The organism is Pseudomonas sp. 3MAES_34.3B (assembly GCF_058145875.1).
Map to the genome: position 1 here is coordinate 2,350,684 of NZ_CM176960.1, position 26,872 is coordinate 2,377,555.

The following is a 26,872-nucleotide window of genomic DNA, read 5'->3' on the forward strand; positions in this document are numbered from 1 at the left end:
CCTACATCTGATTTTGCTCAGTTTTGTCGCTCGTCCCAGGCGCCCGCCGCCAGCAGGCGCTCCGCCAGTTCTGCGGATACAGGGGCTTCGAGCCCGCCCATCTGAGCGCGAAGGTTGGCGTCGCTTCCTCGCACGCGCACTTCATGAGCGTCGCCAGGCAATAGCTCGCCAACAATGTCGATACGGGTCAGGCCTTCATCTTCAAACAGGGTAACAGGCATGGGCGCCTCGGCACTTAGCGGTACGGTAGGTAGTCAAACGCAATCATGACTTGGGAAACGTACATGGACGGCTGGTGGACGCAAGTAGTCGGTGCCCTGCAGGAGGAGTTTGCCGATATCACCGACATCGAGCAGCTCACCAAGGTGACTGCGCGGCTGCTGATTGCAGCATTGCTTGGCGGCATCCTGGGCTTCGAGCGAGAGCACAAAGGCAAGGCTGCGGGGGTACGGACGCATATGCTGGTGTCTATTGGCGCCGCGCTTTTTGTGTTGGTTCCGCAAATGGCTGGCTCGCAAGCCGACGCCCTGAGCCGAGTGGTGCAAGGCATCGTTGCCGGTATCGGCTTTCTTGGAGCGGGCACCATACTCAAGGGCAATCGGCTAGACACCCACGATGTGAAAGGTTTGACCACCGCCGCGGGCTTATGGATGACCGCCGCCATCGGGATCGCCGCCGGCATGGGCCGCGAGGCGACCGCCGTATTGAGCACGGTGCTCGCTTGGGCGGTACTGGCGCTCGGGCCGTTCCTGCTCGAGCGCAGCGAGCACAAGGGCGATAAATGAGCAATGTTCACGGCAGAATCTTCACGGTCCTCACCGCTCGGGTTTCGTAGGGCACGCTGATTTCGGCCTTGCCCGCGAGTTCCGGATGTTCGGCGATCAGCCTGCGTACCCGTTCCATGATCTGGGTTTTCTGGGGCTCGGGCGCGGCCGCGATAAAGCTGATGGACTTGATTCGCCGTACGATGACGTCTTCGGGGCTGCCGGTGTGCAAGTGCTTCCACGTCGCCTCTTTGAGCGGCGCATAACCGTGCTTGATGCCGTTGTTCAGGGGCTCGCGCCACTTGTTATCGTAGTAGCGCGGGTGGTCGCCAGCGAATTCGTTGACGATTTCCGCCAGCTCGTGCACCCAGCCTACGCTGGCATCCCTTACGTTCCAGAACAGCCCAAGGTGGCCACCTGGTTTGAGTACCCGGTGGATTTCCCGCATGCTCTGCTCGCTGGCGAACAAGTGGAAAGACTGTGCACACACCACTGCGTTCATGCTTTGCGACGGCAACGGGATCTCATCGGCGGTGCCTGAGAGGAGGGTGATACCGGGCAGGTTCTTGTGAAACCGTTCGGCCATGCTCGGCTCGGGCTCTACGGCTGTGACATTGGCATGGAGGTCAACCAGCAGCCGGGTGAACTTGCCCGTACCTGCGCCCAGGTCCAGCACCGCGGTCTGGTTCTTGATTTCCATCTCTGCCGTAAGCCATTTCTTGATCTCCGGCGGATAACCCGGGCGGCCTTGGTCGTAGGTATCGGAAACAAGGCTGAAACCGTGAAATTTCGGCAGGTGAAGAAACTCAGCGACGGTTTTCATGGTGGTTCCTCGAGCAACTGAGCGCAGGCTGCTGGCAGCCCAGGCGGAAACGGCGCGACGCCTGATTCAAGCGTAGCGCACCTATCGCCAGGCGTGAGGCGAGGTATAGCCGCACGTCGCCGTCACGGGCCATGGCGGGCTCAAGCGTGCCGGTTCTGCTCAGTGAGGCGTTGTACCGCAAGGCGGCGGTAGTGGCTGGGGGTCATGCCCTTGAGTTGTTGAAACCGCCGATTGAAGTTGGAAATGTTGTTAAAGCCGGATTCAAAGCACACCTGGGTGACAGGCTTGTCACCATCGGCCAGCAGCTCGCAGGACTTGCTGATACGCAGGCGGTTGACGAACTCTACAAAACTACGACCGGTTGCCTGTTTGAACACCCGTGAGAAATAAGTGGGCTTCATGCTCAAATGCTCCGCAACTTCCTCCAGTGACAGCTCGCGGCCATAGTTGGCAAAAATGAAGTCGACGGCCCGGTTGGTCCGATCAACGTTGTTCTCATCGGCCAGGTCGCTGGCACTGGTGGCCGACAGCAGCAGGTAATCCTCACTCGCGGCCAACACCTCCATCAGAATAAGGAAATAACCCAGCCGGGTAACCCCTGTGTGTGCGGCGATCAGTTCCATTAGCCGAGTGGCTTCGGTAATAAGGGCGCGATCCCTGAATTCGATCCCATAGCGCGCCCTGTCCAGAAGCGGAGCGAGGGTTTTGAGCTCCATGAATACGAGGTGGCCGGATTCGAACAGGGCATCGGTAAAGTTGACCAGCATGTCCCGCTGCGGGTAGTGCTCGCTGCCGTCTATCTGGCTGATCCAGTTATGGGGCAGGTTCGGGCCGGTCAGAAAAAGGCTGCCAGGATTGAAGTTGCCAATGTAGTCCCCGATAAATACCTTTCCGGAACTGGCGGTGATCAAGTGCAGTTCATATTCCTTATGAAAGTGCCAGCGAACGAGCGGGCACGGAAAACCGTGTTGGCGATAGATAATCGACAAACCCTCATGGTCGTCCATCAACTCATAGGAGGGTTCGCTGCCGCGGGCGGGTCTGCTCATCACGTGGCCTGGTCTTGTTATTGATGGCCTAGTTTCCAACATTTACCGTGCATTGCAACGTGGTTGTCCAGGCGTCACGACGCACCGGCGCCCTTGGACGACGGCAGGCGCAAGCTGTTGACGGCCTCTTGTGCCTGGCGCAGCGCCTGGCTGGCTTTCCCCTCGCACCGGTGGCGAATAGTGGCTGCAAGCGCTTCGATAAGCGCCACCGCGCTGGTGGTGCTTTCGCCGAGGACAGGATGGTTGCCGGGCGCATAAAGCGTAAGGCTTGCATTGCGCGCAAGCGGTGCTGCAGGAGAGTCGGTAATGGCCAGCACCGTTGCCTTCTGCCGCAGTGCGTACCGTGCCAGCGCGGCAACTTCCTCGTTGTAAGGCGGCAGCGCTACTGCAAGCAATGCATCCTGAGGCCCAACCCCCGCCAGCCGGCAGGCCGCCGCTTCGCCGCCGCCTTCGTTGCTGAGCGACGTGGTTTGGTGACACACCGGTAAAAAGGCTGTAGCCGCCAGGCCCGCCAAATGATGACAAATACCGAAGCCGAGGGTGTACACCCGGTTGGCACCGACCAGCGCATCGGCCATCCCGTTGAAGGTGCTATCGGCATTGGCCGCTAGCGTCGCGTCTAGATTCCCTTTGGAAATCCTTGCCTGCAGTTCCAGCGCGAAGGCACGGCCCGGCCGCTGTGCCAATTCGCTTCGGACCTTGTCCGCGGGGGAGATCAAGGCCAGCAAGTTCTCCACGAGGGCGGCGCGAAGGCCTGTGAAACCGGCCAGGTCGATGGCATGGGCCAGCCGATTGACCGCAGCGGTAGACGCCCCAGTGGCGAAGGCGATTTCATCGATGTTCATGGTGGCCGAGCGCATGGGATTGCGCAGGATGAAATCGGCAACCTTTCGCAGTGCGGGCTTAAGGGAGGGGGTGACAGTGACAAGCTTGCGCATGACGGGCGTTTCGTAAACCAGGCTGCCGGTAACATTAAGCATGGTCGTACCCTGTGGCTGGAACATCTGTGTAGGAAATTTCTACAAGAGTGTAGAGGTAATTCAATAAGGATCCAATAGTGGCGCACTGGAAATGAACAGCCCTGGCCGCAGTTTTTTCGCTCGCAGCGAATTCATGGATAGAGAAAAAGCGGCAACTTCAACCCCGTCAATTTATGGGTGATCGAGGATATTAGCTGCAAATCAAGTGCTTGGAGGGGGGAAGAAACACGACGATGGTGCGCTGGAGAGAAGCTTCCCGGCAATCGGACAGCCACATGACTTATCGCGGAAACATCTTGAATAGAATTTAATGATCGTAGCGGTCGATCAGAGGTCAAGGCCGAGAGGACCTTCGCGGTACACGCGGCCCTCTTTTTTTGTCCATAGTTTGTATAAGGTCAAGCGCTAGTAGTGCGCTGGGGCACAAGTGCATCCCGCACGCTGTCGCGCAGCGTGTCGATGCTGAAAGGCTTGCTGAGGAGCCGGGCGCCCTCGGGCAGTGTCAGGGTGTTGCCATAGCCGCTCGCAATAAGCACCGGTATGCCTGGCCGCAGCTTCATGGCTTCCTGTGCGAGGTCCAGCCCCGTTCGCTCTTTCGCGTCGCCCAACCCTACGTCCGTGACCAGCAGGTCAATGGCCTGGTCACTGGCGAGCGCCCCGATCGCCGGGTCCCAGCCGTCCGCTTCGATGACCTTGAACTCAAGTTCCTCAAGGACGTCCGCTATGAGCATACGGACGATGTCGTCGTCCTCGACCACAAGAATGGTATGGAGGTCGGATGAAGGCATGGATACATCCCATAAAGTGAAGGAAACGCTACGCGACCTAGGCCTGGGGGCAACCGGCCACACGAACTGGATGCGAAACCGCAAGGGGCATCGCAGGGGCGTTATCCTACGCCAATTCCCGGCCCCGCTTAAGAATTTTCATTGAAGAGGCAAGGAAACAGGATACGTGGCAAAATTTCCGGCAGACTTCCGCTGTTGTCCTCAAGCCAGGCCATGGATATGACCAAACCGTTTTCCCTCGACGAATTCGCCTTCCGCAAGATCCTGATGCGCAACGTAGCGCTTCCCCTCGGTGTCGGGATAGTCAGCGTGCTCGTGTTCGCCGCGCTGCTCAGCTACCTGATGAATGTCATCGGTTGGGTGGACCATACCGACCGGGTGATCAACAACGCCAACGAAGCGGTCAAGCTGTCGGTAGACATGGAAACCGGCATGCGCGGGTTTCTGCTGACAGGTGACGAGCACTTCCTCGACCCCTATGAAGTGGCCAAGCCACGCATAAAGGCAGAGCTCGAGGGCCTCAAGGGCCTGGTAAGCGATAACCCTCAACAGGTTGACCGGCTAAACCGCCTCGAAGCGTTGCAGGACGCCTGGAATCAGTTCGGCGCGGAAATGATCACCATGCGCCGGCAGAATCTGGATTTCCGTAGCGCAGTACAGGCTGGTCGTGGCAAGCGCCTGACGGACGAGATCCGCAGCGAGTACGACGGCTTTGTGGCGATGGAGCAGCAGCTTCGCATTCAGCGCAGCGAGGAAGTTACCCGTACTACATGGGTCGCGATAACCGTGTACCTGCTGTTTGTGATCATGCTCAGTGGATTGCTGGCGTACCGTGGCCGCCGTGATCTGCTTAACCTGTCCAACCAGTATGGCGACATCCTCGATGCACAAAACCGCAGCGCTGAGCGCCTGGAGGCTCAGGCCTGGCTGCGCACCGGTCAGACCCAGCTGGCGGAGCAGGTGCTGGGGCAGCTTACCGTGCAGGCGCTGGGCACTAATGTGCTGAGGTTTTTCTCGCAATACCTGGGCTGTGTAGTGGGCGCGCTTTATGTACGCGACGAGCAAAGCAACCTTCGTCGCGTGGCCACCTATGGATTTTCCCGCGAGCAGGAAGGCCGCGACCACGTGGTTCGAGGCCCGGAAGGGATTGTCGGGCAGACCGCACAGCAGGGTAGGCTGCATCGGCTGGACGATGTGCCCGAGGATTATTTCCGAGTGAGCTCGGGCCTTGGCGAAGGCTTGCCGCGCAGCGTGGCGGTGGTACCGGCCATGAACGACGGCCAGGTCAATGCAGTGATCGAGTTGGGCTTCCTGCGCCCCCTGAGCGAGCGCGACATTGCGTTCCTGGAGTTGATTGCCGGCAATGTGGGCACGTCCGTCGAAGCCGCCCGGTATCGTCAGCGGCTGCAGGAAGTGCTCGCCGAGACCCAGCAGCTCAATGAAGAGCTGCAGGTACAGCAGGAAGAGCTGAAAACAGCAAACGAGGAACTGGAAGAACAGTCTCGGGTGTTGAAGGAGTCCCAGGCGTACCTGGAAACGCAGCAGGCCGAGCTGGAGCAGACCAACGAACAACTGGCCGAGCGCACCGAGGCCCTGGCCAAGCAGCGTGACGCACTGGAGCATGCGCAGATACAGCTTGAGGAGCGGGCCGATGAACTGCAGCGCTCCAGCCGCTACAAGTCCGAGTTCCTGGCGAACATGTCGCACGAGCTGCGTACACCGCTCAACAGTTCGCTGATCCTTGCCAAGCTGCTGGCCGAAAACCCGGAAGGCAACTTGTCCACCGATCAGGTGAAATTCGCCGAGTCGATCTATTCGGCCGGTAATGACTTGCTCAACCTGATCAACGACATTCTGGACATCTCCAAGGTGGAGGCAGGCAAGCTCGACGTGCGCCCGGAGAACACCAACGTACACCGGCTTGCAGACAGCCTGCGAGTGATGTTCCAGCCGTTGGCGGCAGACAAAGGCCTGGACTTCCAGGTGCGGGTAGACGAGCAGGCGCCGGTTTCACTGTTCACCGACCGCCAGCGGGTGGAGCAGATCGTCAAGAACCTGCTGTCCAATGCGCTCAAGTTCACCGAACAAGGTCAGGTAAGCCTGACGGTCACCCGTGAGGGCGAGGACAACATCGCCTTTATCGTGGCCGATTCGGGCATTGGCATTGCGCCGGACCAGCAGCAGATCATCTTCGAAGCCTTCCGCCAGGCCGATGGCACCACAAGCCGCCGGTACGGCGGTACGGGCCTGGGGTTGTCCATTTCGCGCGACCTCGCCACCTTGCTGGGCGGCGCGATCAGCGTAAGCAGCACCCTCGGTGGTGGAAGCACCTTCACGCTGGTGCTGCCGTCGCACTTCGAACCCGGGGCGCTGCCCACCGCCGGAGCGCCGCGGATTGCCGCACACACCGTAACCGCCACGCCTGTACCAGCGCCCATCCCGGCAGCTGCCGCGCCTGCCGTGCAAGCCCCTGCCGTTCGGCCACCGGCGTTCCCGGATGACCGTGAACTGGCCCCTTCCGACCAGCGCTGCATCCTGGTGATCGAGGATGAGCCCAGCTTTGCGCGAATCCTTTATGACCTCGCCCATGAGTTGAATTACCGCTGCCTGGTCGCCCATGGCGCCGACGAAGGCTTCCTGTTGGCCGAGGAGTTCTTACCTGACGCCATCCTGCTGGACATGCGCCTGCCTGACCATTCCGGCCTGACGGTGCTGCAGCGGCTCAAGGAGCAACCCGACACCAGGCACATCCCGGTGCACGTGATTTCCGTGGAAGACCGGGTGGAAGCTGCCATGCACATGGGCGCGGTGGGCTATGCCGTGAAGCCGACGTCGCGAGAAGAGCTCAAGGCCGTGTTTGCCCGGCTTGAAGCCAAGCTCACGCAAAAGCTCAAACACATCCTTCTGGTAGAGGACGATGACCTGCAACGCGACAGCATCGCCCGGTTGATCGGTGACGAAGACATCGAGATCACCGCCGTGGCGTATGCGCAGGAAGCCTTGGATCTGCTGCGCGAGAATATCTACGACTGCATGATCATCGACCTGAAACTTCCTGACATGCTTGGCAACGATTTGCTCAAGCGCATGTCTACGGATGAGATTCGATCGTTCCCGCCAGTGATTGTGTACACCGGCCGCAACCTCACCCGCGAAGAAGAAGCCGAGCTGTTGAAGTATTCCCGCTCGATCATCATCAAGGGCGCACGCTCTCCCGAGCGCTTGCTCGATGAAGTGACCCTGTTCCTGCACAAGGTCGAATCCCAGTTGTCCCACGAACGTCAAAAGATGCTCAAGGCGGCCCGTAGCCGGGACAAGGTGTTCGAAGGGCGCAAGATTCTGGTGGTGGACGATGACGTACGTAACATCTTCGCCCTTACCAGTGCGCTGGAACAGAAGGGTGCGGTGGTCGAGATCGGCCGCAACGGCCGTGAGGCCATTGAACGCTTGAATACGATTGACGAAATAGACCTGGTGCTGATGGACGTAATGATGCCGGAAATGGACGGGTTCGAAGCCACGCGGGAGATTCGCAAGGATCCGCGCTGGCGCAAGCTGCCGATCATCGCCGTAACGGCCAAGGCCATGAAGGATGACCAGGAGCGGTGCCTCAATGCTGGCGCCAATGATTACCTGGCCAAGCCCATCGAACTGGATCGCCTGTTCTCCCTGATACGCGTGTGGCTGCCACAACTGGAGCGGATTTGAGTGTGCAAGAACGACCGGATCGCACCGAGGGCGCGCCGTCCATGACTGGCGACCGCACCCGGGATATCGAGATCAAGCTGTTGATCGAGGCGATCTACCTGAGGTACAGCTACGACTTCCGCAATTATTCCGGCGCTTCCATCAAGCGCCGGATACTTCACGCGCTGCGCCAGTTCGAGTGCCCCAGTATCTCCGCGCTGCAGGAGCGGGTGCTGTACGATCCGGCTGTGTTCACCGAGCTGCTGCAGTACCTCACCATCCCGGTCAGTGAGATGTTCCGCGACCCGGAGCATTTCCTGGCCATCCGGCGTGACGTTGTACCGCTGCTCAAGACCTATCCTTCCCTCAAGCTATGGATCGCCGGCTGCAGTACAGGTGAGGAGGTGTATTCGCTGGCTATCCTGTTACGCGAAGAAGGCCTGCTGGAACGAACCCTCATCTATGCTACCGACATCAATCCGGTTTCTCTGGAGCGGGCCAAGCAAGGGATCTACTCCCTGGAGGCTATCCGCGCCTATACCGAGAACTACCATCGTGCGGGTGGCAAGCGCAGCTTCTCCGATTACTACACCGCTGCTTACGATCACGCGATCCTGGATAGCACCCTGCGCGAGAACGTGACCTTTGCCGACCATAGCCTGGCAACGGACAGCGTGTTTTCAGAAACGCATATGATAACCTGTCGCAACGTATTGATTTATTTCGATAAAATCCTTCAGGACCGCGCGTTCGGGTTGTTCCATGAGTCCCTTTGCCACCGAGGTTTTCTCATGCTGGGAGCCAAGGAGAGCCTGGATTTTTCCGGCTACGCCGCCCGCTTCGAGACCTTGTCCCGACAGGAAAGGATCTACCGCAAGCTATGAAAGGGCCGCTCGCGTGAGGCCTGCCTGCGAGGCCGTGGTGGTCGGCGCGTCGGCGGGTGGCGTGGAAGCGCTGCTTACCGTGTTCGCTCACTTGCCTCCTGCCTTCGAACTACCTGTGGTGGTGGTACTTCATCTGCCGGAGCGGCGGCCAAGCGAGCTGCCCGGGGTACTGGAGCGCCGCTTGCGGCGGCCGGTGCGTGAAGCGCGTGACAAGGCTCCGGTGGAGCGGGGCCTGATTTACGTGGCGGGCCCCAGTTATCACTTGTCCATCGAGCGAGACCGTAGTTTTTCCCTTAGCCTGGAGCCCCGCGTGCATTTTTCACGGCCTTCCATCGACCTGTTGTTCGACTCTGCCGCCGATGCCTATGGCCCAGGCCTCACAGGCGTGCTTATGACCGGCGCGAGCGAGGACGGCGCGCGTGGCCTCGCTGCCATCCGCGAGGCCGGTGGCCGTACAGTGGTCCAGGACCCTGCCGAGGCCAAAATCGCAACCATGCCCGAGGCAGCGCTGGCGTTGTTTCGGCCTGATCACATTCTTACCTTGCACGGCATCGGCAAGCTACTGGCCGATCTGGAAACAGGCACATGTTAAGTCAAACCCCCGCCAAACTGCTGATTGTCGACGACTTGCCGGAGAACCTCCTGGCGCTCGAGGCCTTGATCAGCCGAAGTGATCGCGATGTCTACAAGGCGCTTTCGGCTGACGATGCGTTGTCGTTGCTGCTGCAGCATGAGTTCGCCATGGCCATCCTGGACGTGCAGATGCCAGGAATGAACGGCTTTGAACTGGCAGAGCTGATGCGCAGCACGGAGAAGACCAAGCACATTCCGATCGTCTTTGTGTCAGCGGCCGGCCGTGAGCTGAACTACGCCTTCAAGGGTTACGAAACCGGTGCGGTGGATTTCCTGCAAAAGCCGCTGGATACCTTGGCGGTGAAGAGCAAGGTCAATGTGTTTGTCGACCTGTATCGTCAGCGTAAAACGCTTAACGAACAGCTGGAGGCGCTAGAGCGCAGCCGGCGGCAGCAGGAAACGTTGCTCAAACAATTGCAGGCGACCCAGAGCGAGCTGGAGCACGCCGTGCGGATGCGCGATGATTTCATGTCCGTGGTCTCGCACGAGGTGCGCACGCCGCTCAATGGCCTTATTCTGGAAACCCAGCTACGCAAGATGCACATCGCCAAAGGCAATGCCGAGGCGTTCTCCCTGGACAAAATGCGCGGGATGGTGGAGCGCGACGAGCGCCAGATCCAAAGCCTTATCCGCCTGATCGAAGACATGCTCGACGTCTCGCGCATCCGCACCGGTAAATTGTCGATCCGCCCCGCCATGTTCGACCTTGCCCAATTGGTAGGCAATGTGGTCGATCGCTTCATGCCCCAGGCGCTCAATGCGGGTATGGAGATCGAATACACCGCGACCGCACCGGCGATAGGGAACTGGGACGAGTTCAGGATCGAACAGGTGGTGGCCAACTTGCTGACCAATGCCCTGAGATATGGCGGCAAGGGAAAGGTCGAAGTGGCCGTTCAGGCAGACGGAGACTGGGCTTGCCTGACCGTTCGCGACCATGGCGCCGGGATCAGTGAAGAGGATCAGCGGCGTATATTCCTTCAATTCGAGCGCGCGTCGAATCGCCATGGCATAGCCGGCCTCGGGCTGGGTCTGTTCATTTCCGAACAAATCGTGTCTGCGCACAAGGGGCGTATCGGTGTGCAAAGCACGCCGGGTGAAGGCGCCATGTTCAGTGTCCATCTGCCCCGGGCCACCGGCGGGGAACAATGAAGCAACCTCTTGTATCGGCTGCGGTCACATAGGCAGCCCGACATAACATCATATATAGGCATCGCAATGAGTGGAGACGCGCAAGACGTAGTATTGATCGTCGAGGATGAGCCGGTGATCCGGCAGGTCCTGAACGATTACTTGCGGGGGGAGGGGTATCATGTGCTGGAAGCAGAGAATGGCGTGGAAGCCTTCGGTATCCTTGCCACCAAGCCGCATCTGGATCTGATGATCACCGATTACCGCCTGCCTGGTGGTATTTCGGGTGTGGATATTGCCGAGCCGGCGGTAAAGCTGCGCCCGGAGCTCAAAGTCATCTTCATCAGCGGGCACCCGCAGGAAATCCGCGACAGTACCCACCCCATTGCCCAGCGCGCACCTGTACTGGCCAAACCGTTCGAGCTGGACGACCTGCACGCGGCCATTCGAAAAGAGCTAGCTTGAGCGCGCCTTCAGGCGCGCGGGAAGTAGAGTTCAACCCGGCTGCCGCGGCCGGCCTCGCTGCGCAAGGTTACGTGGCCCCCTGACTGACGTGCGAAACCATACACCATCGACAGCCCCAGGCCGGTACCCAGCCCCGGGGGCTTGGTGGTGAAGAACGGGTCGAAGGCCCGCCCCAAGGTCTCGCGGTTCATGCCGCAGCCGTTGTCTTCTACCCCGATGACAACGTAATCGCCGGCAGGCAGCGCGAGGCTCATGCCTGGCTCATTGATGCCGACACGCCGGTTGGCCGTGTCGATCACCAGGCGGCCGCCTTCCGGCATGGCATCTCCGGCATTGATCACCAGGTTGAGCAGGGCACTTTCCAATTGCCCTGGGTCTATGCAGGCCTGCCATAAACCCTCGGCAGGGCGGAACTGGAGCGAGATTTTTCCACTGAGGCTACGCCCCAGCAGGCCGAGGCCCGCGTGTATCAGACTGTTCACGTCCAATAGCCGGGCGTCGAGGGTTTGCCGGCGGGCGAACGCCAGCAGGCGATGGGTGAGGTGCGCTGCGCGTTCGGCCGAGGTTGCGCTCAGGTCGAGCAGGCTCTCCAGCTTTGTGTATTGGCCGTTGGCCAGCCGCCGCCGGATGAGGTCCAGGCCGCCGGTGATACCTGTAAGCAGGTTATTGAAATCCTGGGCGATCCCACCTGTAAGGCGGCCCACTGCTTCGAGGCGTGAGGGAGGCTCTACGCATTCCCCCAGCGCATTGGGGCCTGCCTGGAGGCTGTGGAGCTTGTCCCTCATCTGGTATTGCTTGCTGCGGTTTGCCAGGCTCGCCTCTACCAGCATTTCCAGCGCGGCGGGGTGGTAGGGGCGTTGCAACACCCGTACATTGCCGAGCGCGGCCAGGGAAGGCGGCGGCGCGAGCCGGCGCCCCCCTGTCGCGGCAGTCAATACCAATACTGGCAGGTCGGACCATTCCGGCTGGTTCTCGAGCCACGCTTGCAGCGGCGCAAGATCGCCACAGGCCAGGGTTTCGCTGGTTGTGATCAGCAAATCCGCACCGCGTTCGAGTGCAGGAAACAGCTCGGCGGGCGCTACCAACTGATACTCACCGCCTGTGCCGCTGTCGAGCACCGCGCACAGCTGGTCTCGATCCGGGCCAGGGGCAGCGCACACGAACAGGCTGGTGCTGCTGGCCGCGGTGGCACAGGCGCCATGCAGCGGCCAGTGACCCCGGTCGTCGCGCCAGGCGCGGCCGCTTTCTGGTTTTGCTGTCATCACCCTTGCCGCCCCCGTCCGTGCGTTGTAGTCCCGCCGCTGACTCCTGAAATTGCCGGCGCTAGCTTCTGGACCACAGGCACGCGCGCGGGTTCAGCCGTGAACCGGTTGCTACAGCCCTTGTTGGACAGCAGGGTCGTCGGGGTTCTGCTGCTCAAGCTCGGCCAGCAGCACCTGCACGTTCTGCAACTGGCCGGTCTGTTGCCAGTAGTCAATCAGCAACATCCGTGCCTTGCGGTTCGCGGGCTGGCGGCGCACCAACTGATCGAGCTGGACCTGGGCGGCGTCCGGCTGGCCCAGGCTATGCAACGTGGTCGCCAAATCAAAGCGATAATCGGCGGCCTCTGGCGCAAGCTCTACGGCTTTGGCCAAAGCCAGCAGCGCGAAGGCCGGTTCGCCATGGCCGAGCAGCCACAGGCCCAGCTCGTGCTGCAGGAAGGCATCGTCAGGGTGCTGGCGCAGAGGTTCGGCCAGCGCCGCGCGGGCTTCATCCGGTTTGCCACGTTGGTCAAGCGCCCGTGCCAACAATACTCTGGCGGGCAGGTTGTCGGGGCGCAGCGCCAGCACCGTACGCGCCGCCGTTTCGGCTTGCACCGGCGCCCCACGCTGCAGCAGCAGACGGGCCAGTTGCAGTTGGGCGCCGTAATCGTCAGGCATCGATGCCAACTGCTCGGCCCAGGTATTCAGTACTTCGCCCAGCCGATGTACATATTCGCCAGTGCCCGCGGGCCCAAGCTCGAGCAAAGCCTGGGCTGCGGCGGTGCGCACGGTTTCATCCGGGTCACTGAGCAGTGGGCCAAGAGCGTCTGCCTGGGCGACGGTGGGCAGCAGCCTGACGAGTGCCGCAACTGCGGCATGGCGAACAACGGGTGCCGGGTCGGTCAGGCCCTGGTGGGCGAATGCCAGCGCTCGAGGGCTGGGGTAATCCGGCAATGGCCCATACAGTGTGGCACGGGCGGCTGGCGCGAGGTCGTCGCGGGCAAGCTGCTGGTATAAACGCCGGGCGGCGCCGGGTTCTCCCCCACGTGCCGCGCGCAGGGCTTCGGTGTAGCTATGGGGTGCGAGCGATGGAGCCTGGGGCTGTGGCGGGGCGGAGAGGAACCAGATAACCGCGCCGGCCAGCAGGGCCAGGCCAAGAATCGAATACAAGCGTGAGGCGCGGGTCATGCGTGGGTCCGCCAATGCAGGACCCACAGCTTCGGGCACAAGCCCCGATGAGTCAAACCGAGGCGTTGATCCCGCGGGTCAGAAGATGTAATCGGTACTGAGAAAGCCCGAGCTGCGCGCCTGGATGATGTCGCTGACCAGTTGCTTGTTCGCCCCGTTGAAGCGTGTCGCGACCAGCGTTCGGATGGAAAAGCTGCGCAGGGCATCATGAACCGAAAGGGTGCCCTCGGCCGAGTCCTTGCGGCCGTTGAACGGATATTGGTCGGGCCCGCGCTGGCATTGCGTGTTGAGGTTGATCCGCCCGACCTGATTGGCAAAGGTATCCACCAGGCGGCCCAGCGTCATCGGATCAGTGCCGAACAGGCTCAACTGCTGGCCATAGGTGGAGTCGAGCACATAGTCGATCACCTCCTCGATGTCGTCGAAGGGCACCACGGGCACCACCGGCCCGAACTGTTCCTCCACATAAGCGCGCATCCCCGGCCCGACGGGGTAGAGCACCGCAGGTTGGAAGAAGGAGGCACGGGCGGTGCCGCCGCCGGGGTTGATCACTTGGGCGCCGTGGGCCTTGGCATCCTCGACCAGGCTGGTCAGGTAGGCCACTTTCCCGGGCTCGGGCAATGGCGTAAGGGTAACGTCAGGGTTCCAGGGCATCCCGGCGACCAGCGTGTTCACCCGGGCGCTGAACCGGCCGAGGAAGTCCTCGGCAATGCTGCGATGAACGAAGAGGATCTTCAGCGCAGTACAGCGCTGGCCATTGAACGACAGCGTCCCTGTGATGCATTCGTTCACGGCATTGACCAGGTCGGCATCGGCGAGAATGATGCCCGGGTTCTTGGCGTCCAGGCCCAGCGCCGAGCGCAGGCGGTGCGGCTTGGGGTGGAGCTTTTTCAGTTCCGCCGCCGCCTTGTGGGTACCAATGAATGCAAAGATGTCTATCTTGCCGCTGGCCATGAGAGCACTGACCGTTTCCCGGCCACTGCCGTAGATGACATTGATGACCCCTGCCGGGAAGCTGTCCCGGAACGCCGCCAACAGGGGGCGGATCAGCAACACGCCAAACTTCGCGGGCTTGAATACCACCGTGTTGCCCATGATGAGTGCCGGGATCAAGGTGGTGAAGGTTTCGTTCAGCGGGTAGTTATAGGGCCCCATGCACAGCGCCACGCCCATGGGCACACGGCGGATCTGCCCTAGCGTCCCTTGTTCCAGCTCGAAGCGGCTGGAGCGGCGGTCGAGTTCTTTCAGCGCATTGATCGTGTCGACGATGTAGTCACAGGTGCGATCGAATTCCTTCTCCGCATCCTTCAAAGGCTTGCCGATCTCCCACATCAACAGCTTGACGACCTCGGCGCGTTGTTCGCGCATTCTTGCCAGAAAGCCTTCGACGTGATGAATACGTTCGGCCACGCGCATCATCGGCCACACGCCTCGCCCTTTGTCATACGCCCTCACGGCGGCGTCCAGTGCTTGCATGGCTGCTTGGGCATTGAGCCGCGGCGTGCTGCCCAGTTGGGCATGCTGATCGCCCTGTTCGGTGGCGAGGCAGAGAGGGCTCACGACCGGCGCCAGCGGACCTTCCCACTGTTCGAAGCGGCCGTCGATCAAATACTCCCGCTGCTCTTGCGGTTCACCGAATTGCCAGGCCTGGGGAATGTCACCAGGCGCCGGAAAGAGTTGAGGCGGCAGAAAGGCTTCGCTCATGGGGCACTCCACTGGAGGGAAAACCCGAACTTTAGCAGCCTGCGCCCGGCCCGCCACATGAGGCCTGTTTAATGCCTTGCCGCCAATGCGCGCCCCATCGGCACCCTGGCACCGCCGCGCAGGCACAAGAGCGCGATCGCGGCCACCAGTAAACATGCCCCCGCCGCAAGGGCGAACGTGAGCCAGGCCTGCCCCTGCGCCACCAGGTACAGCCCGGTACCTGTCGCAAGTGCTTCGGCGAGTGCCCAGGTCAAGGTCAGTACGGCCATGGCGAAGGCGGGCCGGTTTGGGAACAGGCTCAGCGCCATCACCTGATACAGCGGGCCGAACACCATTTCCGCCAGGGTGAGCAGCAAGACAGCCGCCAATGCGACTGCCGGAGTGCCGCTTGCGTGAAACAAGGCAAACATGCCGATACCCATCAGCAGGTTGGAACCTGCCATCAGTACGCCGCGCCGCAGCCCTGCGAGCAGGCGGGTGAGGGGTAGCTGAAGCACCACGATCAGCCCGCTGCTAAGGGCGAACCACAGCCCTATGGCTTCCGGATCGAGACGCGGCTGAGCGTGTAGGGGGAACACGTTATAGAAATGGCTGAATGCAAAGAAGGACAGCGCGTTGATCGCCAGGAACAGCACAACGGCTGCCGCCGACCCCACCCTGGGCGTTTGGGAGGGGCGCTCGCGTTCGCCAGGTGGCTCGCTTGCGGGCGCCCCCAGGCAGAAGCAGAGCGCAACCGTGGCCGTGCAATACAGCAGCGGAAACAACGGGTAGTACGCGGGCCAATGCTTGAGGATTATTGCCGACGCATACGGTGTAATCCCGGCGCTGAGGTTTAACGCAACATTCTCCAGCGAGAACGCCTTCACGTGGTCGCTGCCAGTGTGGCCTGCAGCGATGTACGTCAGCTGAGCCAGGGATGCCAGGGAATGCCCCAGGCCGTACAGGCACACCAGCGGTAGCCAGGCAGCAAGGGAATAGTTGTGGGCGGCATGCAGCAGGTAAAGCCCGGCGATCGCCAGCCCGATCAGTGATTGGGTCACTACCACCAGGCGGCGTATCTCCGTGCGCGCAACCCACCGCACGAACAGTAACGAGCCAGCACGGTTGCACAGGGCGATGCTCGCGCCCAGCAGGCTGATCGCACCTGCCGAGAACGCAGAGGCCTGCGACAGCCACACGGCGAAGAACGAGAACAGCAGGCTCCAGCTGCCCCAGGTGGTGAAACGGATAAGGTAAATGGCCATTGCGCTCAATCCAGGCTGTAGGCAGGCAATTCCAGGCCACGGTCAGTATGGAGCCGTAGCGTGGCCAGGCTGGCCAGCACGTCCGCCTCCTGCCCGCTGAGCATGCCGACCCAGGCATAGTCCGAGGTGCCTATGGCCGGAACGGACGCGCCATCTGCCGCAAAGCGTGTATGGCGCGCCGAGGAGCAAGCCACTTCGATGCCGCTCAGGATCGCGGCTTCCGGCAACCCGTACCACACACCAAGGGTGCCCTTGAGCGGCGTGCGCCACCGGGGCAGCGCCGGATAAAAGTGAGCAAGCGGCAACAGCAGCACATGGGCCAGCAGTTCCGCTGGCATCACGTTGCAGGCCAGTGCTACCTGCTCCAGTACCGTCGCGCCACCAATACGGCCCACATTGGCGTCCACCAGGTGAAGCCCGGCGGGGCCGGCGATGCACTCGCAATGAAACCACCCATCCCGGCAGCCGCTGCGTTCGAACAGTTGCGCCAGGGAGGCCCAGCCCTGCGCCAGCTGTTCCGGCGCCAGGCTGGCGTTGGCGGGAAAGCGGTTGGCAACCTCGGTCAGGCCGATGCGGCTGCGGCGGGATAACCCCACCGGGTTCAGCCGCCCGCCTTGCAGGTAGCCCTCGAAGCTCACGAGTACACCTTCAAGGCGTTGCTGAAGAATCCACCGCTCGGCGTTCAGGTGAAAATGGCGCGCCAGATGTACCCTGATCTTGCCCACGGCGCCAATGCCGCCGGTGATGTGGCCCACGGCTTCGCCACCGGACCCGCAAGCGGGCTTCACTACCCAGTCGCGGCCCGGTGCGGCCAGCACATTTACCAGGGCTTCCGGGTCACAGGCTGTGAAGGCATGGCTTTGAGGGGACAATTCACCTGCCAGCTCCGCAACCACCGCCTTGTCGCTCAGCCGTGCCAGTGCAGCGCCGGGATGATCCCAGCCATGCGCCATCGCAACTCCCTCGACCAGTGGGAACAGTTCATCGAACAGGGTTGTAACGGCGCAGATGCTTTCAGCCAGCCCGCCGTGTTGGCGCAGATACCGCTCGACGGCGCCGCACTCCAGCGCCACATCATGGAAGCGCGACGAGGGGAAGTTGTCCCACACTTCGGCCGGCCGCCCCTGCCGGTCGCCGAATACCACCGGCTGCAACCCATAGGGCGCCAGAGCTTGTTCGAGGTACTTGAGGGCCACATTGCCTATGCCCAGGATCAGGAGTTTACGGTCGGTCATGGGAGCGGCCCTGAAAACGGAAGAGAATGTCAGCGAGCGCCGGGTTGAGCAGCTCGGGCTGCAGTGAAACCCTGGCGATGTGAACGTGCCCATTGAGTGCGCCCAGGTACAGGCTTGCACCCTGCGCCAGAAGGTGCGCGCGCAGGCTTTCGCCGGCCTGCCTGTCCGGCAAGGGGACGGTAATGAAATTGGTGGCCGAGGGAAGGCAGCGAAGCCCGCCGGCGACGGCCTGTTCCAAGAACCAGGCCTTCAATTCTTCCGTCGCGGCGACAACGCAACGGTGGTGCGCCTGATCCTGGAGCGCGGCCAGCGCCAGGGATTGCGCGACCGTTCCCACGCCATAGTGCACCCGGGCGCGGTTTGCCACCTCCAGCAGTGCCGGCTCCGCGATCGCGTAGCCGACGCGCATCCCAGCGAGGCCGTATGCCTTGGAGAAGCTGCGCAACCGCACCACATTGGGTAGGGGGTAGGCACAATGTTCGCTGCCAAAGGCCTCGTAGGCTTCGTCCAGGATCAACAGCGTACCCGCCGGCAGCGCGGCGGCGAAGGCCTTGATCGCGGCCGCGCCATGCTCGCTGCCGGTAGGGTTATCGGGGTTGGCCAGGTACACCACGCGCGCCCTCTGGCGTATTGCCTCGGCTGCCAGGCGTGCCAGGTCCACCTGCGCGCCGCTTTCGTTTACCGCATAGCTCACCGCGTACGGGCGAAGCCCCAGGGAGCGGGCGAAATAGCCCACGGTGGGGTAAGTGCCTGCCGCATGGATCACCACGCTGCCCGGATCCGCGAACGCCCGCAGGAAAAGGAAGATCAGCGCGTCGGCGCCAGCATCGACCAACGTCGAACCCACCGGCAGCCCATGGTGCGCCGCCAGCGCTTCGCGGAGCTCGAAGGCAGCAGGGTCGGGATAACGCCGCGCCTGCTCGAGCAGGGCCTGGCCGTACCGCGCGGTCAGGCCTTGGCTGTAGAACGGCAGCGCTTCGTTGGCGCTTAGCCGCGCGGTAACCGGGGCGCCGAGGGTACGTTCGAGCGCGGCAATACCCGGGAACGGGTTGCTACCTGTCGGTGACCGTAACGGCCGTGCAGGGCGGGGCATCAGAGGGTTCATAGGCGGTTCCGATGTTGGCCACTGACCAACAGTGCTTTGAGGCAAGCAGCTGCCTTGCGCCGCAGCTCGGGCAGCGCCTGCTCGGAGTAGAACGCGGCATGGGGCGACCACAGTACTTCCGGGGCCATCAGTGCCGCCGGCGGTGGTCGCTGCTCGTCGGCGTACACATCCAGCGCAACGCCTGCCAGTTGGCGCGCACCCACCGCTTCGCACAACGCGGTGGGGTCGATCAGGCCCCCACGAGCGGTGTTAACCAGATATTTGCTTTGCAGCCAGCGAAGCTCGGCTTTGCCGATAAGGTGTTGGGTGCGTGGCGTCAGCGGAGCGTGCAGGCTTACAAGATCGGCATCCCGGAGCAGGGCTTGGAGGCTTTCCCTGCGTTCGATTCCCAGGCTCTTCTCCCACCCGCTGTCGCGGGCGGGATCGTAAAACAGCACACGGCAGCCCAACGCCTTGAACCGTAACGCCACCGCCGCGCCGATTCGGCCCAGGCCCACCAGGCCAATGGTCAGGCCACGCAGGCGGGGCACAGGGCCTACCTCTCGCCAGTCCCAGCTACCGCCTCGCACGATGGCATCCGCGCGGGGCAGTCGGCGTATCAGCGCGAGTGCCATTGCCAACGTGTGGTCGGCCACTTCCTCGGTGCCGTAGTCGGGAACATTGGCAATGGCGATGCCCTGCAGCCGCGCTGCTGTCAGGTCTATATTGTCCACCCCCACCGCTGCCCGCACGATCGCTCGGCATTGGCTCAACCGCGAGAGGGCCCCGGCGGCAAGTGGCACCAGGTGCCAGCTGATGGCACCGTCACAAGCCAGTGCTGCAGTAGAAAGGTCCGCCACTGTGTCCACGTGAACCAGTGTTACCTCCACCCCGGGGCCAAGCACCTCGGCCTCGATGTCCGGTGTGTCGACGTAACTGTTGCGGGCAGAGTCCAGCACCAGCACTCTGGTCCCTTTCAAGCGGTCGCCGACTATTGAGGGAACACGCATGGCTGGCCCTTCCAATTGGTGAAATGAATGCGCTCGTTACCTTGGGCGTCCACTTCGAGGCGCGTAGGGGCGCCGCCCAGTTCCAGGGGCAACGTGTGCTTGCCACTGAGGTGCGGTATCACGAATTCGGGTACCGCCAGGTTGGACACGTGGCGCTTGAGCTGCCGCAGTAAGGTGAGCGCGTGTTGGATAGAGGCGGCATAACGGCGGTGCCCCGGGGAAAACGGCATGAACTGGTAGAGGTAATGAGGGGTGACCCCGGCGCGATACAGCCCCATGCAGAGGCCGCGCAAGGTAGCCAGTTGATCGTTGACGCCGGCGAGCAAGGGCATATTGGCGAAGAGCAGCGGCACAGCCGTTTGCAATGACGCCACGCCGGTGAAAAAGGCTTCGGTCAGCTCGCGAGGGTGGGCTACATGCAGCCCCACTGCGGTGACCCGATGGCGCGCCAGGGATTGCACCAGGGCAGGCGTAATCCTGAAGGGGTTGAACGTCAGGGCCCGGGTATGCACGCGGATCACGATATCCGGGCGGCACTCGCGGATGCTCTGCAGCAGCCCGTCCAGTCGGGCATCGGACAGCATCAGGGGTTCTCCACCACTCAGGATCACTTCCTCAACGTCAGCATGGCTGGCCAGGTAATCCAGCGTTGCCTGCCAGTCGCTTTTGCGCAGGGCGGGCTTGCCCGGCTGTTTTTCCAGTGTGCGCAAGGCTTCGTAGCAAAACTGGCAATAGGCGTGACACACGTTGGCGGCGCGCACGATCACCCGGTTGTCATATTTGTGCTGACAGATACCTGTGACCATTTCGGCATCGAGCTCCCAGTTCTCGGTGCTGCCGTCGTATTCGAAGGCACTGGCTTGCGTGAACTCCGGGATGGTTTGCGCCCAGATGGGGTCGTTCTCGACCGGGCGCTGGAAGTCGTCAGTCTCGATGAGCGCCAGGGCATAAGGGGTGAGCGAAACCTTGCGGGTATCGAACGCCCCCCGAAGGCTTTCGAGGCGTTCACTGTTGGCCAGGCCAGGGAAGGCCTGAACCAGCTCTTCCAGTGTGGATACGCTGTTCTGTTGCTGCCATTTCCAGTCGAACCAGCAGGGCTGCGGGATGGCCTGGGTCATAACGCGCCTCCTTGGGCATTGGTGCATTCCTTGTAATGGGGAGAAGTCTATGGCGCCGAGCGAGTTGGCGGCCTAACAGCCAAGGCCTCACAACGCCTAACTGTTAGCAGATGGCACCTAACAGCGGCGCAACGGGACTATTTCCCCGGCAGCGTTATGACCGTTCAGCCCAAAGGGGTAGAGTCCGGGGAACACCAGCAAGCGGAACGGCGGGTACATGATTGCAGGCAGTCGCGACAGCCCAGCGCAGAGGGCGTTTCTGGAGATCAGCGAGGTGCTGGCCAACGGAACTTTCCAGCCAGGCGAACAGCTCCCTTCCATCCGCCGATGGGCCGAGCGGCCAGGTTTGAGCTTCCATGGCGTGGTGCGTGCCTACGAACGTCTCGAAGCGCTGGGGCGCGTGGTGGCCAACCCCGGCCGCGGTTATTTTATGGCAGCGCAGGGCATGGCCGCCGACGACATGGCAGGCGCAAGCAGGACAGGCGAGGGCGCCGGTTCGCTCATGGCCGCCCCACCCACCCGGGCGAGCACGGAGATGGACCCGTTCTGGGCTCTTTTCCACGCCTCGGGCACTTCGATGAAACTGGGCTGCGGTTGGCTTCCGCCAGAGTGGACAGACACCCGCTCGCTCGCCCGGGTTATCCGCCGCACCGCCACCTTTGCCCGCAGTTCGCTGGTGGAATACGGCGATCCAGCGGGCTACCTGCCGATGCGAGAAGCACTGGCCTGTCATTTACGGGGGCGCCACTGCCTGCCAGTGACTGCCTGCAATATCCTCACTACATTAGGTGCGACCCAGGCACTAGACCTGATCATCCGGCTGCTGGTATCGCCGGGCGACCGGGTACTGGTAGACGACCCCTGCAACAGTAACCTGATCCGACTGTTGCATTTGCGCGGCGCTCAGGTGATCGGCATAACCCGCCTGAACGACGGCCCCGATCTGAACGCTGTGCAGGCCCGGTTGCAAGAGGGTGCGGTGCGAGCGTTCTTCATCAATTCGCGGCTGCATAACCCGACGGGCACCTCCGTGAGTCCGCGGCAAGCCTGTTCACTGCTGAAACTGAGCGCGGCGCATGGCGTGCTCCTCGCAGAGGACGATGTCTATGGGGATTTCTGTACCCGGCCAGCACACCATCTGGCCAGCCTGTCGGGATTGGTGAACGTCGTGTATGTGGGCAGTTTTTCCAAAACCTTGTCGGCCAACCTGCGCGTGGGCTACGTGGCCGCGCCTCCTGCGCTGATCGCTCGGCTGGCAGACCTCAAGCTCCTGACCAGCGTGGCCGTACCCGGATTTTGCGAGCGTTTCATTGGTGCGATCCTCGCCGATGGCAGCTATGAACGGCATGTGCGCAAGGCCCGCTTGCGGTTGCAAACCGCGCAGGCCACTACCCGTGCAGCGCTTGAGCGATGGGGCTGGGAGCTCTATCACACCCCTCGCGAGGGTATGTTCGTGTATGTGCGTCACCCCCGGCTGGCGTGCACGCGGGGCCTGATCGAAGCAGCGCTGGCCCACCAGGTATTACTCGCGCCAGGGCGGCTGTTCAGCGCCGATGGCAGTGAGGCCCCCTGGTTGCGTATCAACGTCGCGCATTTTGACCGAGACCGGGCCAAGGCAGTGTTCGAATCGTTTGTCGATCAAGGGTGTTCGTCGTAATCAGCGGCTAAAACTTGCAGCCTGGTTTACCCTTCTTCACTACCCGGAAGGCCTGGTGCCGGGTTGTGTCGCAGGAGGTTGCGTATGGATCAGACCCAAGCCCTCGAGGCACTCTCCATGCTGTGCCGAAAACTGGCCGGCGCCCCCGTCCTTGCCCTGACCGGGGCAGGGATCAGCACGGCTTCAGGCATACCGGATTACCGTGATACTGAAGGTGTGCGCCGCGGCAATGCGCCCATGATGCACCAAGAGTTCGTGAGTTCGCTGCAAGCGCGCAAACGGTACTGGGCCAGGGCGATGGTGGGCTGGCATGGGGTGGAGCGGGCGCGGCCCAACCCTGCCCATGAAGCGCTGGCGCGGCTGCAGGCTGCGGGCCACGTGGTATCGGTGGTCACCCAGAACGTGGATGGGCTGCACGAGCAAGCCGGTAGCCGCGATGTGATCGAGTTGCACGGCAACCTGCACCGCGTGGTGTGCCTGGATTGCGCGGCCACGCTCTCCCGTGCGGCCATGCAAACCGCCCTCGAAGACGCGAACCCTTCCCTTCAGGACGTGCGCGCGGTGCTGGCACCGGACGGTGACGCCCAGCTGGCCGCCAGGTTCCTCGAACAATTCACCTTGCCATTGTGCCCCGCGTGCAACGGCGACCGGCTCAAGCCCGACGTTGTGTTCTTCGGTGACGGCGTGGCAACGCATACGGCGCGGGCTGCCCTGGAGGCGACCGAGCGCGCCGCAGTGATGCTGGTGATTGGCTCATCACTTATGGCCTATTCCAGTTACCGGCTATGCCTGGAGATGTCGCGTCAGGGCAAGCCCCTGCTGGCCATCAACATGGGCCGTACCCGAGCTGATGCCCTGCTGGCGCTCAAGGTTCGCCAGCCTTGCGAAGGGGCCTTGCCCTGGCTTGCGGATCAGTTGGGCGCCGAGTGAATATCCCGCCGGGCAACGTCCATATCGCTCGGGATCACGCCATCCTTCATGCCAAGCAGTACCGCTACCTTGTGGGCCTCCCCCCGTCGGCCCTTCTTGCGCCCTGACAGCACCTGGTAGGTGGTGGCGGGGTCCACATTGTGCTCACGGGCAAATTGTTGAACCGATTTCCCCTGATGATCCAGCCAAGCTCTCGCTTGTGCGGCAGTCCGTATACCGTGCATAGTTCAAGTCCGTTTTTCTAGATTTAATAGTGTTGGATTCCACACCGCTTTGGGTGTTTCGGAAAGGATTATACATTCAAATGACTGCAATTGGTTCTCGCATCCGCGAGGAACGTGAACGCCTTCGGCTTACTCAACGAGCCTTCGGTGAGATAGGCGGCGTAGAGCCCAATGCCCAGGGAAAATACGAAAGCGGAGAGCGCTGGCCCAAGGCCGATTACCTGGCCGCGGTGGCGGATCACGGTGTGGATGTGCTGTATGTGCTTACCGGAGCGCGCGCGGCCGAACCCATCGACCAACTGGACGAAGCCGAAGCCAGCCTGCTGAGGGGCTATCGCTCGCTGCCGTCAGCTGCCCAAACCGCGCTGGCGGGGATGGCAGAGGCCCTGGTGGCGTTGCTACCCGCCAGAAACATTGACGGCAGGCGAGGGCGCTGAGACCGCCGGTACGCAGTTTTCGTTTAGGCCTAGGTTCGCGTGGTGGAACTTTGTTAATGTACCGTTCTGAATGTAAAGCGTAACGAGAGGTGTCTGCTTGATTAGGGTGCTAGTGGTCGACGATCACGATCTGGTACGCACAGGCATTACTCGCATGCTGTCCGACATCGACGGGCTTCAAGTGGTCGGCCAGGCGGAGTCGGGGGAAGAAGCGCTGAAGGCTGCGCGGGATCTGAAACCAGACGTGGTACTGATGGATGTGAAGATGCCTGGCATCGGCGGGCTGGAAGCCACCCGCAAGATGTTGCGCAGCCATCCTGACGTAAAGGTTGTGGTGGTTACGGTGTGCGAGGAAGATCCGTTCCCCACGCGGTTGCTTCAGGCAGGTGCCGCAGGGTACCTCACCAAAGGCGCTGCGCTTGGCGAGATGGTTCAGGCCATTCGCCTGGTGTTTGCCGGCCAGCGCTATATCAGCCCACAGATTGCGCAGCAACTGGCGCTCAAGTCGTTCCAGCCACAGACCACGGCGTCCCCGTTCGATCTGTTGTCAGAGCGGGAAATCCAGATCGCCTTGATGATCGTTGGGTGCCAGAAGGTGCAGAATATCTCGGATCGGCTTTGTCTTTCGCCAAAGACGGTGAATACCTATCGGTACCGCATTTTCGAGAAGCTTTCCATTACCAGCGATGTCGAGCTGACCTTGCTGGCCGTTCGCCACGGCATGGTCGACGCCAACGCGTAAAACATGACTCAGACTTTCGATCCGTCCGCCTTCCTGGCGACCTGCAGCGGCCGCCCCGGCGTTTATCGGATGTTCGACGAGGGTGGGCGGCTGCTTTACGTCGGCAAGGCCCGAAACCTCAAGAAGCGCCTGGCGAGCTATTTCCGCAAAACCGGGCTGGCGCCCAAGACCGCCGCCCTGGTGGGGCACATCGCCCAGGTGGAAACCACCATCACGGCCAACGAGACCGAGGCCTTGCTGCTCGAGCAGACGCTCATCAAGGAGTGGCGCCCGCCGTACAACATTCTTCTGCGCGACGATAAATCCTACCCTTACGTTTACCTGTCGGACGCCGAGTTCCCCCGGCTGAGCATCCATCGGGGCGCGAAGAAGGGCAAGGGCCGCTATTTCGGCCCCTATCCCAGCGCGGGCGCGATCCGCGAAAGCCTCAGCCTGTTGCAGAAAACCTTCCAGGTTCGGCAGTGCGAAGACAGCTATTTCAAAAACCGCACGCGCCCATGCCTGCAATACCAGATCAAGCGCTGCAAGGCGCCTTGCGTGCGAGCCGTGGAAACCCCGGAGTACGCCGAAGACGTGCGCCACTCGATCATGTTCCTCGAAGGCCGCAGCCACCAGCTCACCAATGAGCTGTCTGAAACCATGGAGCGGGCGGCCATGGACCTTGATTTCGAAAAGGCCGCGGAGCTTCGCGACCAGATTGCCGTGCTGCGCCGAGTGCAGGATCAGCAAAGCATGGAGGGGGGCACCGGCGATGTGGACGTGATCGCTGCGTTCGTGAACCCGGGCGGGGCCTGCGTGCACTTGATCAGCGTGCGCGGCGGGCGGGTACTGGGCAGCAAGAACTTCTTCCCGCAGGTAGGTATTGAAGAGTCCCTCGACGAGGTGATGTCGGCATTTCTGTCCCAGTACTACCTGGGCAGTTCCGAACGGGAGCTGCCCACGGAGCTCATCGTCAATACACTTCCCGAAGACATCGAGGCGCTGGTCGAAGCTGTTGCAACCTTGCGAGGCCGTGAACTTGCAGTCAGCCACCGCGTGCGTGGTACCCGGGCGCGCTGGCAGCAGCTGGCCGTGACCAACGCTGACCAGGCACTGGCCGCGCGGCTGGCGAACCGGCAGCACGTTACCGCGCGCTTCGACGCCCTGGCGGACGTGCTGGGGATGGACGAGCCACCGCAGCGGCTGGAGTGTTACGACATCAGCCACTCGAGCGGGGAGGCTACCGTTGCCTCCTGTGTGGTGTTCGGCCCCGAAGGCCCGATCAAGTCGGATTACCGCCGCTACAACATCGAGGGTGTGACCGCGGGCGACGATTACGCTGCGATGCATCAGGCCCTTACCCGCCGCTTCAGCAAGATCAAGAACGGCGAGGGCAAGCTACCGGACGTGCTGCTGGTGGACGGTGGCAAGGGGCAGCTGAACATGGCCCGCGAGGTATTGCAGGCGCTGGAGGTGCCCGAGCTGATCCTGATTGGCGTGGCCAAGGGCGTGACCCGAAAGGCAGGTTTTGAAACGCTGTACCTCAATGACGTGGCCAACGAATTCACGCTGAAGGCTGACTCGCCCGCCCTGCACCTGATTCAGCAGATACGCGATGAAGCACACCGTTTTGCAATCACCGGCCACCGCGCACGGCGTGGCAAAGCCCGGCGTACGTCCACACTTGAAGGTATCGACGGGGTAGGGCCCAAGCGCCGACGCGACCTGCTCAAACACTTTGGAGGGCTCCAGGAATTGTCCCGTGCCAGCATCGACGAAATCGCCAAGGCACCTGGCATCAGCAAAAAGCTGGCGGAGTCGATTTATGCCAACCTGCACAGCGAGTAGAATGGCCGCTCAACCTGCTGCCAGTCG

General features: G+C 62.0%; 25 protein-coding genes. 11 read left to right on the forward strand and 14 right to left on the reverse strand.

Annotated elements, in window-relative coordinates:
• Window positions 1-17: 17 nt before the first annotated feature.
• Window positions 18-221 (reverse strand): DUF3203 family protein, encoded by a 204-nt coding sequence (locus AC3Z8Y_RS10490; protein ID WP_490089630.1) that lies wholly within the window; start codon window positions 219-221, stop codon window positions 18-20.
• A 63-nt stretch (window positions 222-284) separates the two neighbouring features.
• On the opposite strand from AC3Z8Y_RS10490, the gene AC3Z8Y_RS10495 reads away from it, so the two are divergent.
• Window positions 285-785, forward strand: coding sequence for an MgtC/SapB family protein (locus AC3Z8Y_RS10495; protein WP_490089973.1), 501 nt, complete (start codon window positions 285-287; stop codon window positions 783-785).
• Window positions 786-792: 7 nt separating this feature from the next.
• Here the strand turns inward: AC3Z8Y_RS10495 and AC3Z8Y_RS10500 are convergent, their stop codons facing one another.
• From AC3Z8Y_RS10500 to AC3Z8Y_RS10515, 4 genes are all read right to left on the reverse strand, one after another.
• The gene (locus tag AC3Z8Y_RS10500; protein WP_490089631.1) at window positions 793-1,587 is read right to left on the reverse strand and encodes a class I SAM-dependent methyltransferase; all 795 of its coding nucleotides are present in this window, start codon (window positions 1,585-1,587) and stop codon (window positions 793-795) included.
• Window positions 1,588-1,727: 140 nt separating this feature from the next.
• Window positions 1,728-2,636 (reverse strand): AraC family transcriptional regulator, encoded by a 909-nt coding sequence (locus tag AC3Z8Y_RS10505; protein WP_490089632.1) that lies wholly within the window; start codon window positions 2,634-2,636, stop codon window positions 1,728-1,730.
• A 74-nt stretch (window positions 2,637-2,710) separates the two neighbouring features.
• Entirely contained in the window at window positions 2,711-3,616 is a 906-nt protein-coding gene (locus AC3Z8Y_RS10510) for a MurR/RpiR family transcriptional regulator (protein ID WP_490089633.1), read from the reverse strand.
• Between the two features lie 398 nt (window positions 3,617-4,014).
• Window positions 4,015-4,404, reverse strand: a complete 390-nt coding sequence (locus tag AC3Z8Y_RS10515; RefSeq protein ID WP_490089634.1) for a response regulator — start codon at window positions 4,402-4,404, stop codon at window positions 4,015-4,017.
• 219 nt (window positions 4,405-4,623) lie between these two features.
• On the opposite strand from AC3Z8Y_RS10515, the gene AC3Z8Y_RS10520 reads away from it, so the two are divergent.
• The 5 genes from AC3Z8Y_RS10520 to AC3Z8Y_RS10540 all read left to right on the forward strand — a co-directional run bounded on the left by AC3Z8Y_RS10520 (window position 4,624) and on the right by AC3Z8Y_RS10540 (window position 11,204).
• Entirely contained in the window at window positions 4,624-8,112 is a 3,489-nt protein-coding gene (locus AC3Z8Y_RS10520; protein WP_490089635.1) for a response regulator, read from the forward strand.
• A 41-nt stretch (window positions 8,113-8,153) separates the two neighbouring features.
• Window positions 8,154-8,975, forward strand: a complete 822-nt coding sequence (locus tag AC3Z8Y_RS10525) for a CheR family methyltransferase (protein ID WP_490089974.1) — start codon at window positions 8,154-8,156, stop codon at window positions 8,973-8,975.
• Window positions 8,976-8,988: 13 nt separating this feature from the next.
• Window positions 8,989-9,567, forward strand: a complete 579-nt coding sequence (locus AC3Z8Y_RS10530; protein ID WP_490089636.1) for a chemotaxis protein CheB — start codon at window positions 8,989-8,991, stop codon at window positions 9,565-9,567.
• Window positions 9,561-10,760 (forward strand): hybrid sensor histidine kinase/response regulator, encoded by a 1,200-nt coding sequence (locus AC3Z8Y_RS10535; protein WP_490089637.1) that lies wholly within the window; start codon window positions 9,561-9,563, stop codon window positions 10,758-10,760. Before AC3Z8Y_RS10530 ends, AC3Z8Y_RS10535 begins: the two co-directional genes overlap by 7 nt.
• Window positions 10,761-10,826: 66 nt before the next feature.
• Window positions 10,827-11,204, forward strand: coding sequence for a response regulator (locus AC3Z8Y_RS10540; RefSeq protein WP_225773930.1), 378 nt, complete (start codon window positions 10,827-10,829; stop codon window positions 11,202-11,204).
• Window positions 11,205-11,212: 8 nt separating this feature from the next.
• Here AC3Z8Y_RS10540 and AC3Z8Y_RS10545 read toward each other — a convergent pair whose 3' ends face one another.
• The 8 genes from AC3Z8Y_RS10545 to AC3Z8Y_RS10580 all read right to left on the reverse strand — a co-directional run bounded on the left by AC3Z8Y_RS10545 (window position 11,213) and on the right by AC3Z8Y_RS10580 (window position 21,028).
• Window positions 11,213-12,466, reverse strand: a complete 1,254-nt coding sequence (locus AC3Z8Y_RS10545) for an ATP-binding protein (protein WP_490089638.1) — start codon at window positions 12,464-12,466, stop codon at window positions 11,213-11,215.
• 111 nt (window positions 12,467-12,577) lie between these two features.
• Window positions 12,578-13,633 (reverse strand): tetratricopeptide repeat protein, encoded by a 1,056-nt coding sequence (locus AC3Z8Y_RS10550; protein ID WP_490089639.1) that lies wholly within the window; start codon window positions 13,631-13,633, stop codon window positions 12,578-12,580.
• 78 nt (window positions 13,634-13,711) lie between these two features.
• On the reverse strand, window positions 13,712-15,337 hold the full coding sequence (locus AC3Z8Y_RS10555) for an NADP-dependent glyceraldehyde-3-phosphate dehydrogenase (protein WP_490089640.1): 1,626 nt from the start codon (window positions 15,335-15,337) through the stop codon (window positions 13,712-13,714).
• Between the two features lie 68 nt (window positions 15,338-15,405).
• The gene (locus tag AC3Z8Y_RS10560) at window positions 15,406-16,581 is read right to left on the reverse strand and encodes an MFS transporter (RefSeq protein ID WP_490089641.1); all 1,176 of its coding nucleotides are present in this window, start codon (window positions 16,579-16,581) and stop codon (window positions 15,406-15,408) included.
• Window positions 16,582-16,586: 5 nt separating this feature from the next.
• Window positions 16,587-17,816 carry an ATP-grasp domain-containing protein gene (locus AC3Z8Y_RS10565; protein ID WP_490089642.1) on the reverse strand — a complete coding sequence of 410 codons (1,230 nt, stop codon included), beginning with the start codon at window positions 17,814-17,816 and terminating at the stop codon, window positions 16,587-16,589.
• The gene (locus AC3Z8Y_RS10570) at window positions 17,803-18,921 is read right to left on the reverse strand and encodes an aminotransferase class I/II-fold pyridoxal phosphate-dependent enzyme (RefSeq protein ID WP_490089643.1); all 1,119 of its coding nucleotides are present in this window, start codon (window positions 18,919-18,921) and stop codon (window positions 17,803-17,805) included. The genes AC3Z8Y_RS10565 and AC3Z8Y_RS10570 overlap by 14 nt, the downstream gene beginning before the upstream one ends.
• Window positions 18,918-19,880: a C-terminal binding protein gene (locus AC3Z8Y_RS10575; protein ID WP_490089644.1), complete on the reverse strand. Its 963-nt coding sequence runs from the start codon at window positions 19,878-19,880 to the stop codon at window positions 18,918-18,920. Before AC3Z8Y_RS10575 ends, AC3Z8Y_RS10570 begins: the two co-directional genes overlap by 4 nt.
• Window positions 19,881-19,891: 11 nt before the next feature.
• On the reverse strand, window positions 19,892-21,028 hold the full coding sequence (locus tag AC3Z8Y_RS10580; RefSeq protein ID WP_490089645.1) for a KamA family radical SAM protein: 1,137 nt from the start codon (window positions 21,026-21,028) through the stop codon (window positions 19,892-19,894).
• A gap of 217 nt (window positions 21,029-21,245) precedes the next feature.
• Between AC3Z8Y_RS10580 and AC3Z8Y_RS10585 the strand changes: the two genes are divergently transcribed.
• Both AC3Z8Y_RS10585 and AC3Z8Y_RS10590 read left to right on the forward strand, forming a co-directional pair.
• Window positions 21,246-22,685, forward strand: coding sequence for an aminotransferase-like domain-containing protein (locus AC3Z8Y_RS10585; RefSeq protein ID WP_490089646.1), 1,440 nt, complete (start codon window positions 21,246-21,248; stop codon window positions 22,683-22,685).
• An 84-nt stretch (window positions 22,686-22,769) separates the two neighbouring features.
• Window positions 22,770-23,615, forward strand: coding sequence for an NAD-dependent protein deacetylase (locus AC3Z8Y_RS10590; protein ID WP_490089647.1), 846 nt, complete (start codon window positions 22,770-22,772; stop codon window positions 23,613-23,615).
• Here AC3Z8Y_RS10590 and AC3Z8Y_RS10595 read toward each other — a convergent pair.
• The gene (locus tag AC3Z8Y_RS10595; RefSeq protein ID WP_490089648.1) at window positions 23,597-23,839 is read right to left on the reverse strand and encodes a DNA-binding protein; all 243 of its coding nucleotides are present in this window, start codon (window positions 23,837-23,839) and stop codon (window positions 23,597-23,599) included. The two genes, AC3Z8Y_RS10590 and AC3Z8Y_RS10595, sit on opposite strands and share 19 nt — an antisense overlap.
• Window positions 23,840-23,919: 80 nt before the next feature.
• Here AC3Z8Y_RS10595 and AC3Z8Y_RS10600 point away from each other — a divergent pair, with 80 nt between their 5' ends.
• From AC3Z8Y_RS10600 to uvrC, 3 genes are all read left to right on the forward strand, one after another.
• A complete protein-coding gene (locus tag AC3Z8Y_RS10600) occupies window positions 23,920-24,276 on the forward strand; it encodes a helix-turn-helix domain-containing protein (RefSeq protein WP_490089649.1) in 357 nt (118 codons plus the stop codon).
• A 97-nt stretch (window positions 24,277-24,373) separates the two neighbouring features.
• Window positions 24,374-25,018, forward strand: a complete 645-nt coding sequence (gene gacA, locus AC3Z8Y_RS10605; RefSeq protein WP_181111900.1) for a response regulator transcription factor GacA — start codon at window positions 24,374-24,376, stop codon at window positions 25,016-25,018.
• A 3-nt stretch (window positions 25,019-25,021) separates the two neighbouring features.
• Window positions 25,022-26,845 carry an excinuclease ABC subunit UvrC gene (gene uvrC / locus AC3Z8Y_RS10610; protein ID WP_490089650.1) on the forward strand — a complete coding sequence of 608 codons (1,824 nt, stop codon included), beginning with the start codon at window positions 25,022-25,024 and terminating at the stop codon, window positions 26,843-26,845.
• Window positions 26,846-26,872: the final 27 nt, after the last annotated feature.

Coding starts and splice junctions, on each gene's coding strand:
- AC3Z8Y_RS10490 (WP_490089630.1), bottom strand. CDS start 221: ATGCCTGTTACCCTGTTTGAAGATGAAGGCCTGACCCGTATCGACATT.
- AC3Z8Y_RS10495 (WP_490089973.1), top strand. CDS start 285: ATGGACGGCTGGTGGACGCAAGTAGTCGGTGCCCTGCAGGAGGAGTTT.
- AC3Z8Y_RS10500 (WP_490089631.1), bottom strand. CDS start 1,587: ATGAAAACCGTCGCTGAGTTTCTTCACCTGCCGAAATTTCACGGTTTC.
- AC3Z8Y_RS10505 (WP_490089632.1), bottom strand. CDS start 2,636: ATGAGCAGACCCGCCCGCGGCAGCGAACCCTCCTATGAGTTGATGGAC.
- AC3Z8Y_RS10510 (WP_490089633.1), bottom strand. CDS start 3,616: ATGCTTAATGTTACCGGCAGCCTGGTTTACGAAACGCCCGTCATGCGC.
- AC3Z8Y_RS10515 (WP_490089634.1), bottom strand. CDS start 4,404: ATGCCTTCATCCGACCTCCATACCATTCTTGTGGTCGAGGACGACGAC.
- AC3Z8Y_RS10520 (WP_490089635.1), top strand. CDS start 4,624: ATGACCAAACCGTTTTCCCTCGACGAATTCGCCTTCCGCAAGATCCTG.
- AC3Z8Y_RS10525 (WP_490089974.1), top strand. CDS start 8,154: ATGACTGGCGACCGCACCCGGGATATCGAGATCAAGCTGTTGATCGAG.
- AC3Z8Y_RS10535 (WP_490089637.1), top strand. CDS start 9,561: ATGTTAAGTCAAACCCCCGCCAAACTGCTGATTGTCGACGACTTGCCG.
- AC3Z8Y_RS10540 (WP_225773930.1), top strand. CDS start 10,827: ATGAGTGGAGACGCGCAAGACGTAGTATTGATCGTCGAGGATGAGCCG.
- AC3Z8Y_RS10545 (WP_490089638.1), bottom strand. CDS start 12,466: ATGACAGCAAAACCAGAAAGCGGCCGCGCCTGGCGCGACGACCGGGGT.
- AC3Z8Y_RS10550 (WP_490089639.1), bottom strand. CDS start 13,633: ATGACCCGCGCCTCACGCTTGTATTCGATTCTTGGCCTGGCCCTGCTG.
- AC3Z8Y_RS10555 (WP_490089640.1), bottom strand. CDS start 15,337: ATGAGCGAAGCCTTTCTGCCGCCTCAACTCTTTCCGGCGCCTGGTGAC.
- AC3Z8Y_RS10560 (WP_490089641.1), bottom strand. CDS start 16,581: ATGGCCATTTACCTTATCCGTTTCACCACCTGGGGCAGCTGGAGCCTG.
- AC3Z8Y_RS10565 (WP_490089642.1), bottom strand. CDS start 17,816: ATGACCGACCGTAAACTCCTGATCCTGGGCATAGGCAATGTGGCCCTC.
- AC3Z8Y_RS10570 (WP_490089643.1), bottom strand. CDS start 18,921: ATGAACCCTCTGATGCCCCGCCCTGCACGGCCGTTACGGTCACCGACA.
- AC3Z8Y_RS10580 (WP_490089645.1), bottom strand. CDS start 21,028: ATGACCCAGGCCATCCCGCAGCCCTGCTGGTTCGACTGGAAATGGCAG.
- AC3Z8Y_RS10585 (WP_490089646.1), top strand. CDS start 21,246: ATGATTGCAGGCAGTCGCGACAGCCCAGCGCAGAGGGCGTTTCTGGAG.
- AC3Z8Y_RS10590 (WP_490089647.1), top strand. CDS start 22,770: ATGGATCAGACCCAAGCCCTCGAGGCACTCTCCATGCTGTGCCGAAAA.
- AC3Z8Y_RS10595 (WP_490089648.1), bottom strand. CDS start 23,839: ATGCACGGTATACGGACTGCCGCACAAGCGAGAGCTTGGCTGGATCAT.
- AC3Z8Y_RS10600 (WP_490089649.1), top strand. CDS start 23,920: ATGACTGCAATTGGTTCTCGCATCCGCGAGGAACGTGAACGCCTTCGG.
- uvrC (WP_490089650.1), top strand. CDS start 25,022: ATGACTCAGACTTTCGATCCGTCCGCCTTCCTGGCGACCTGCAGCGGC.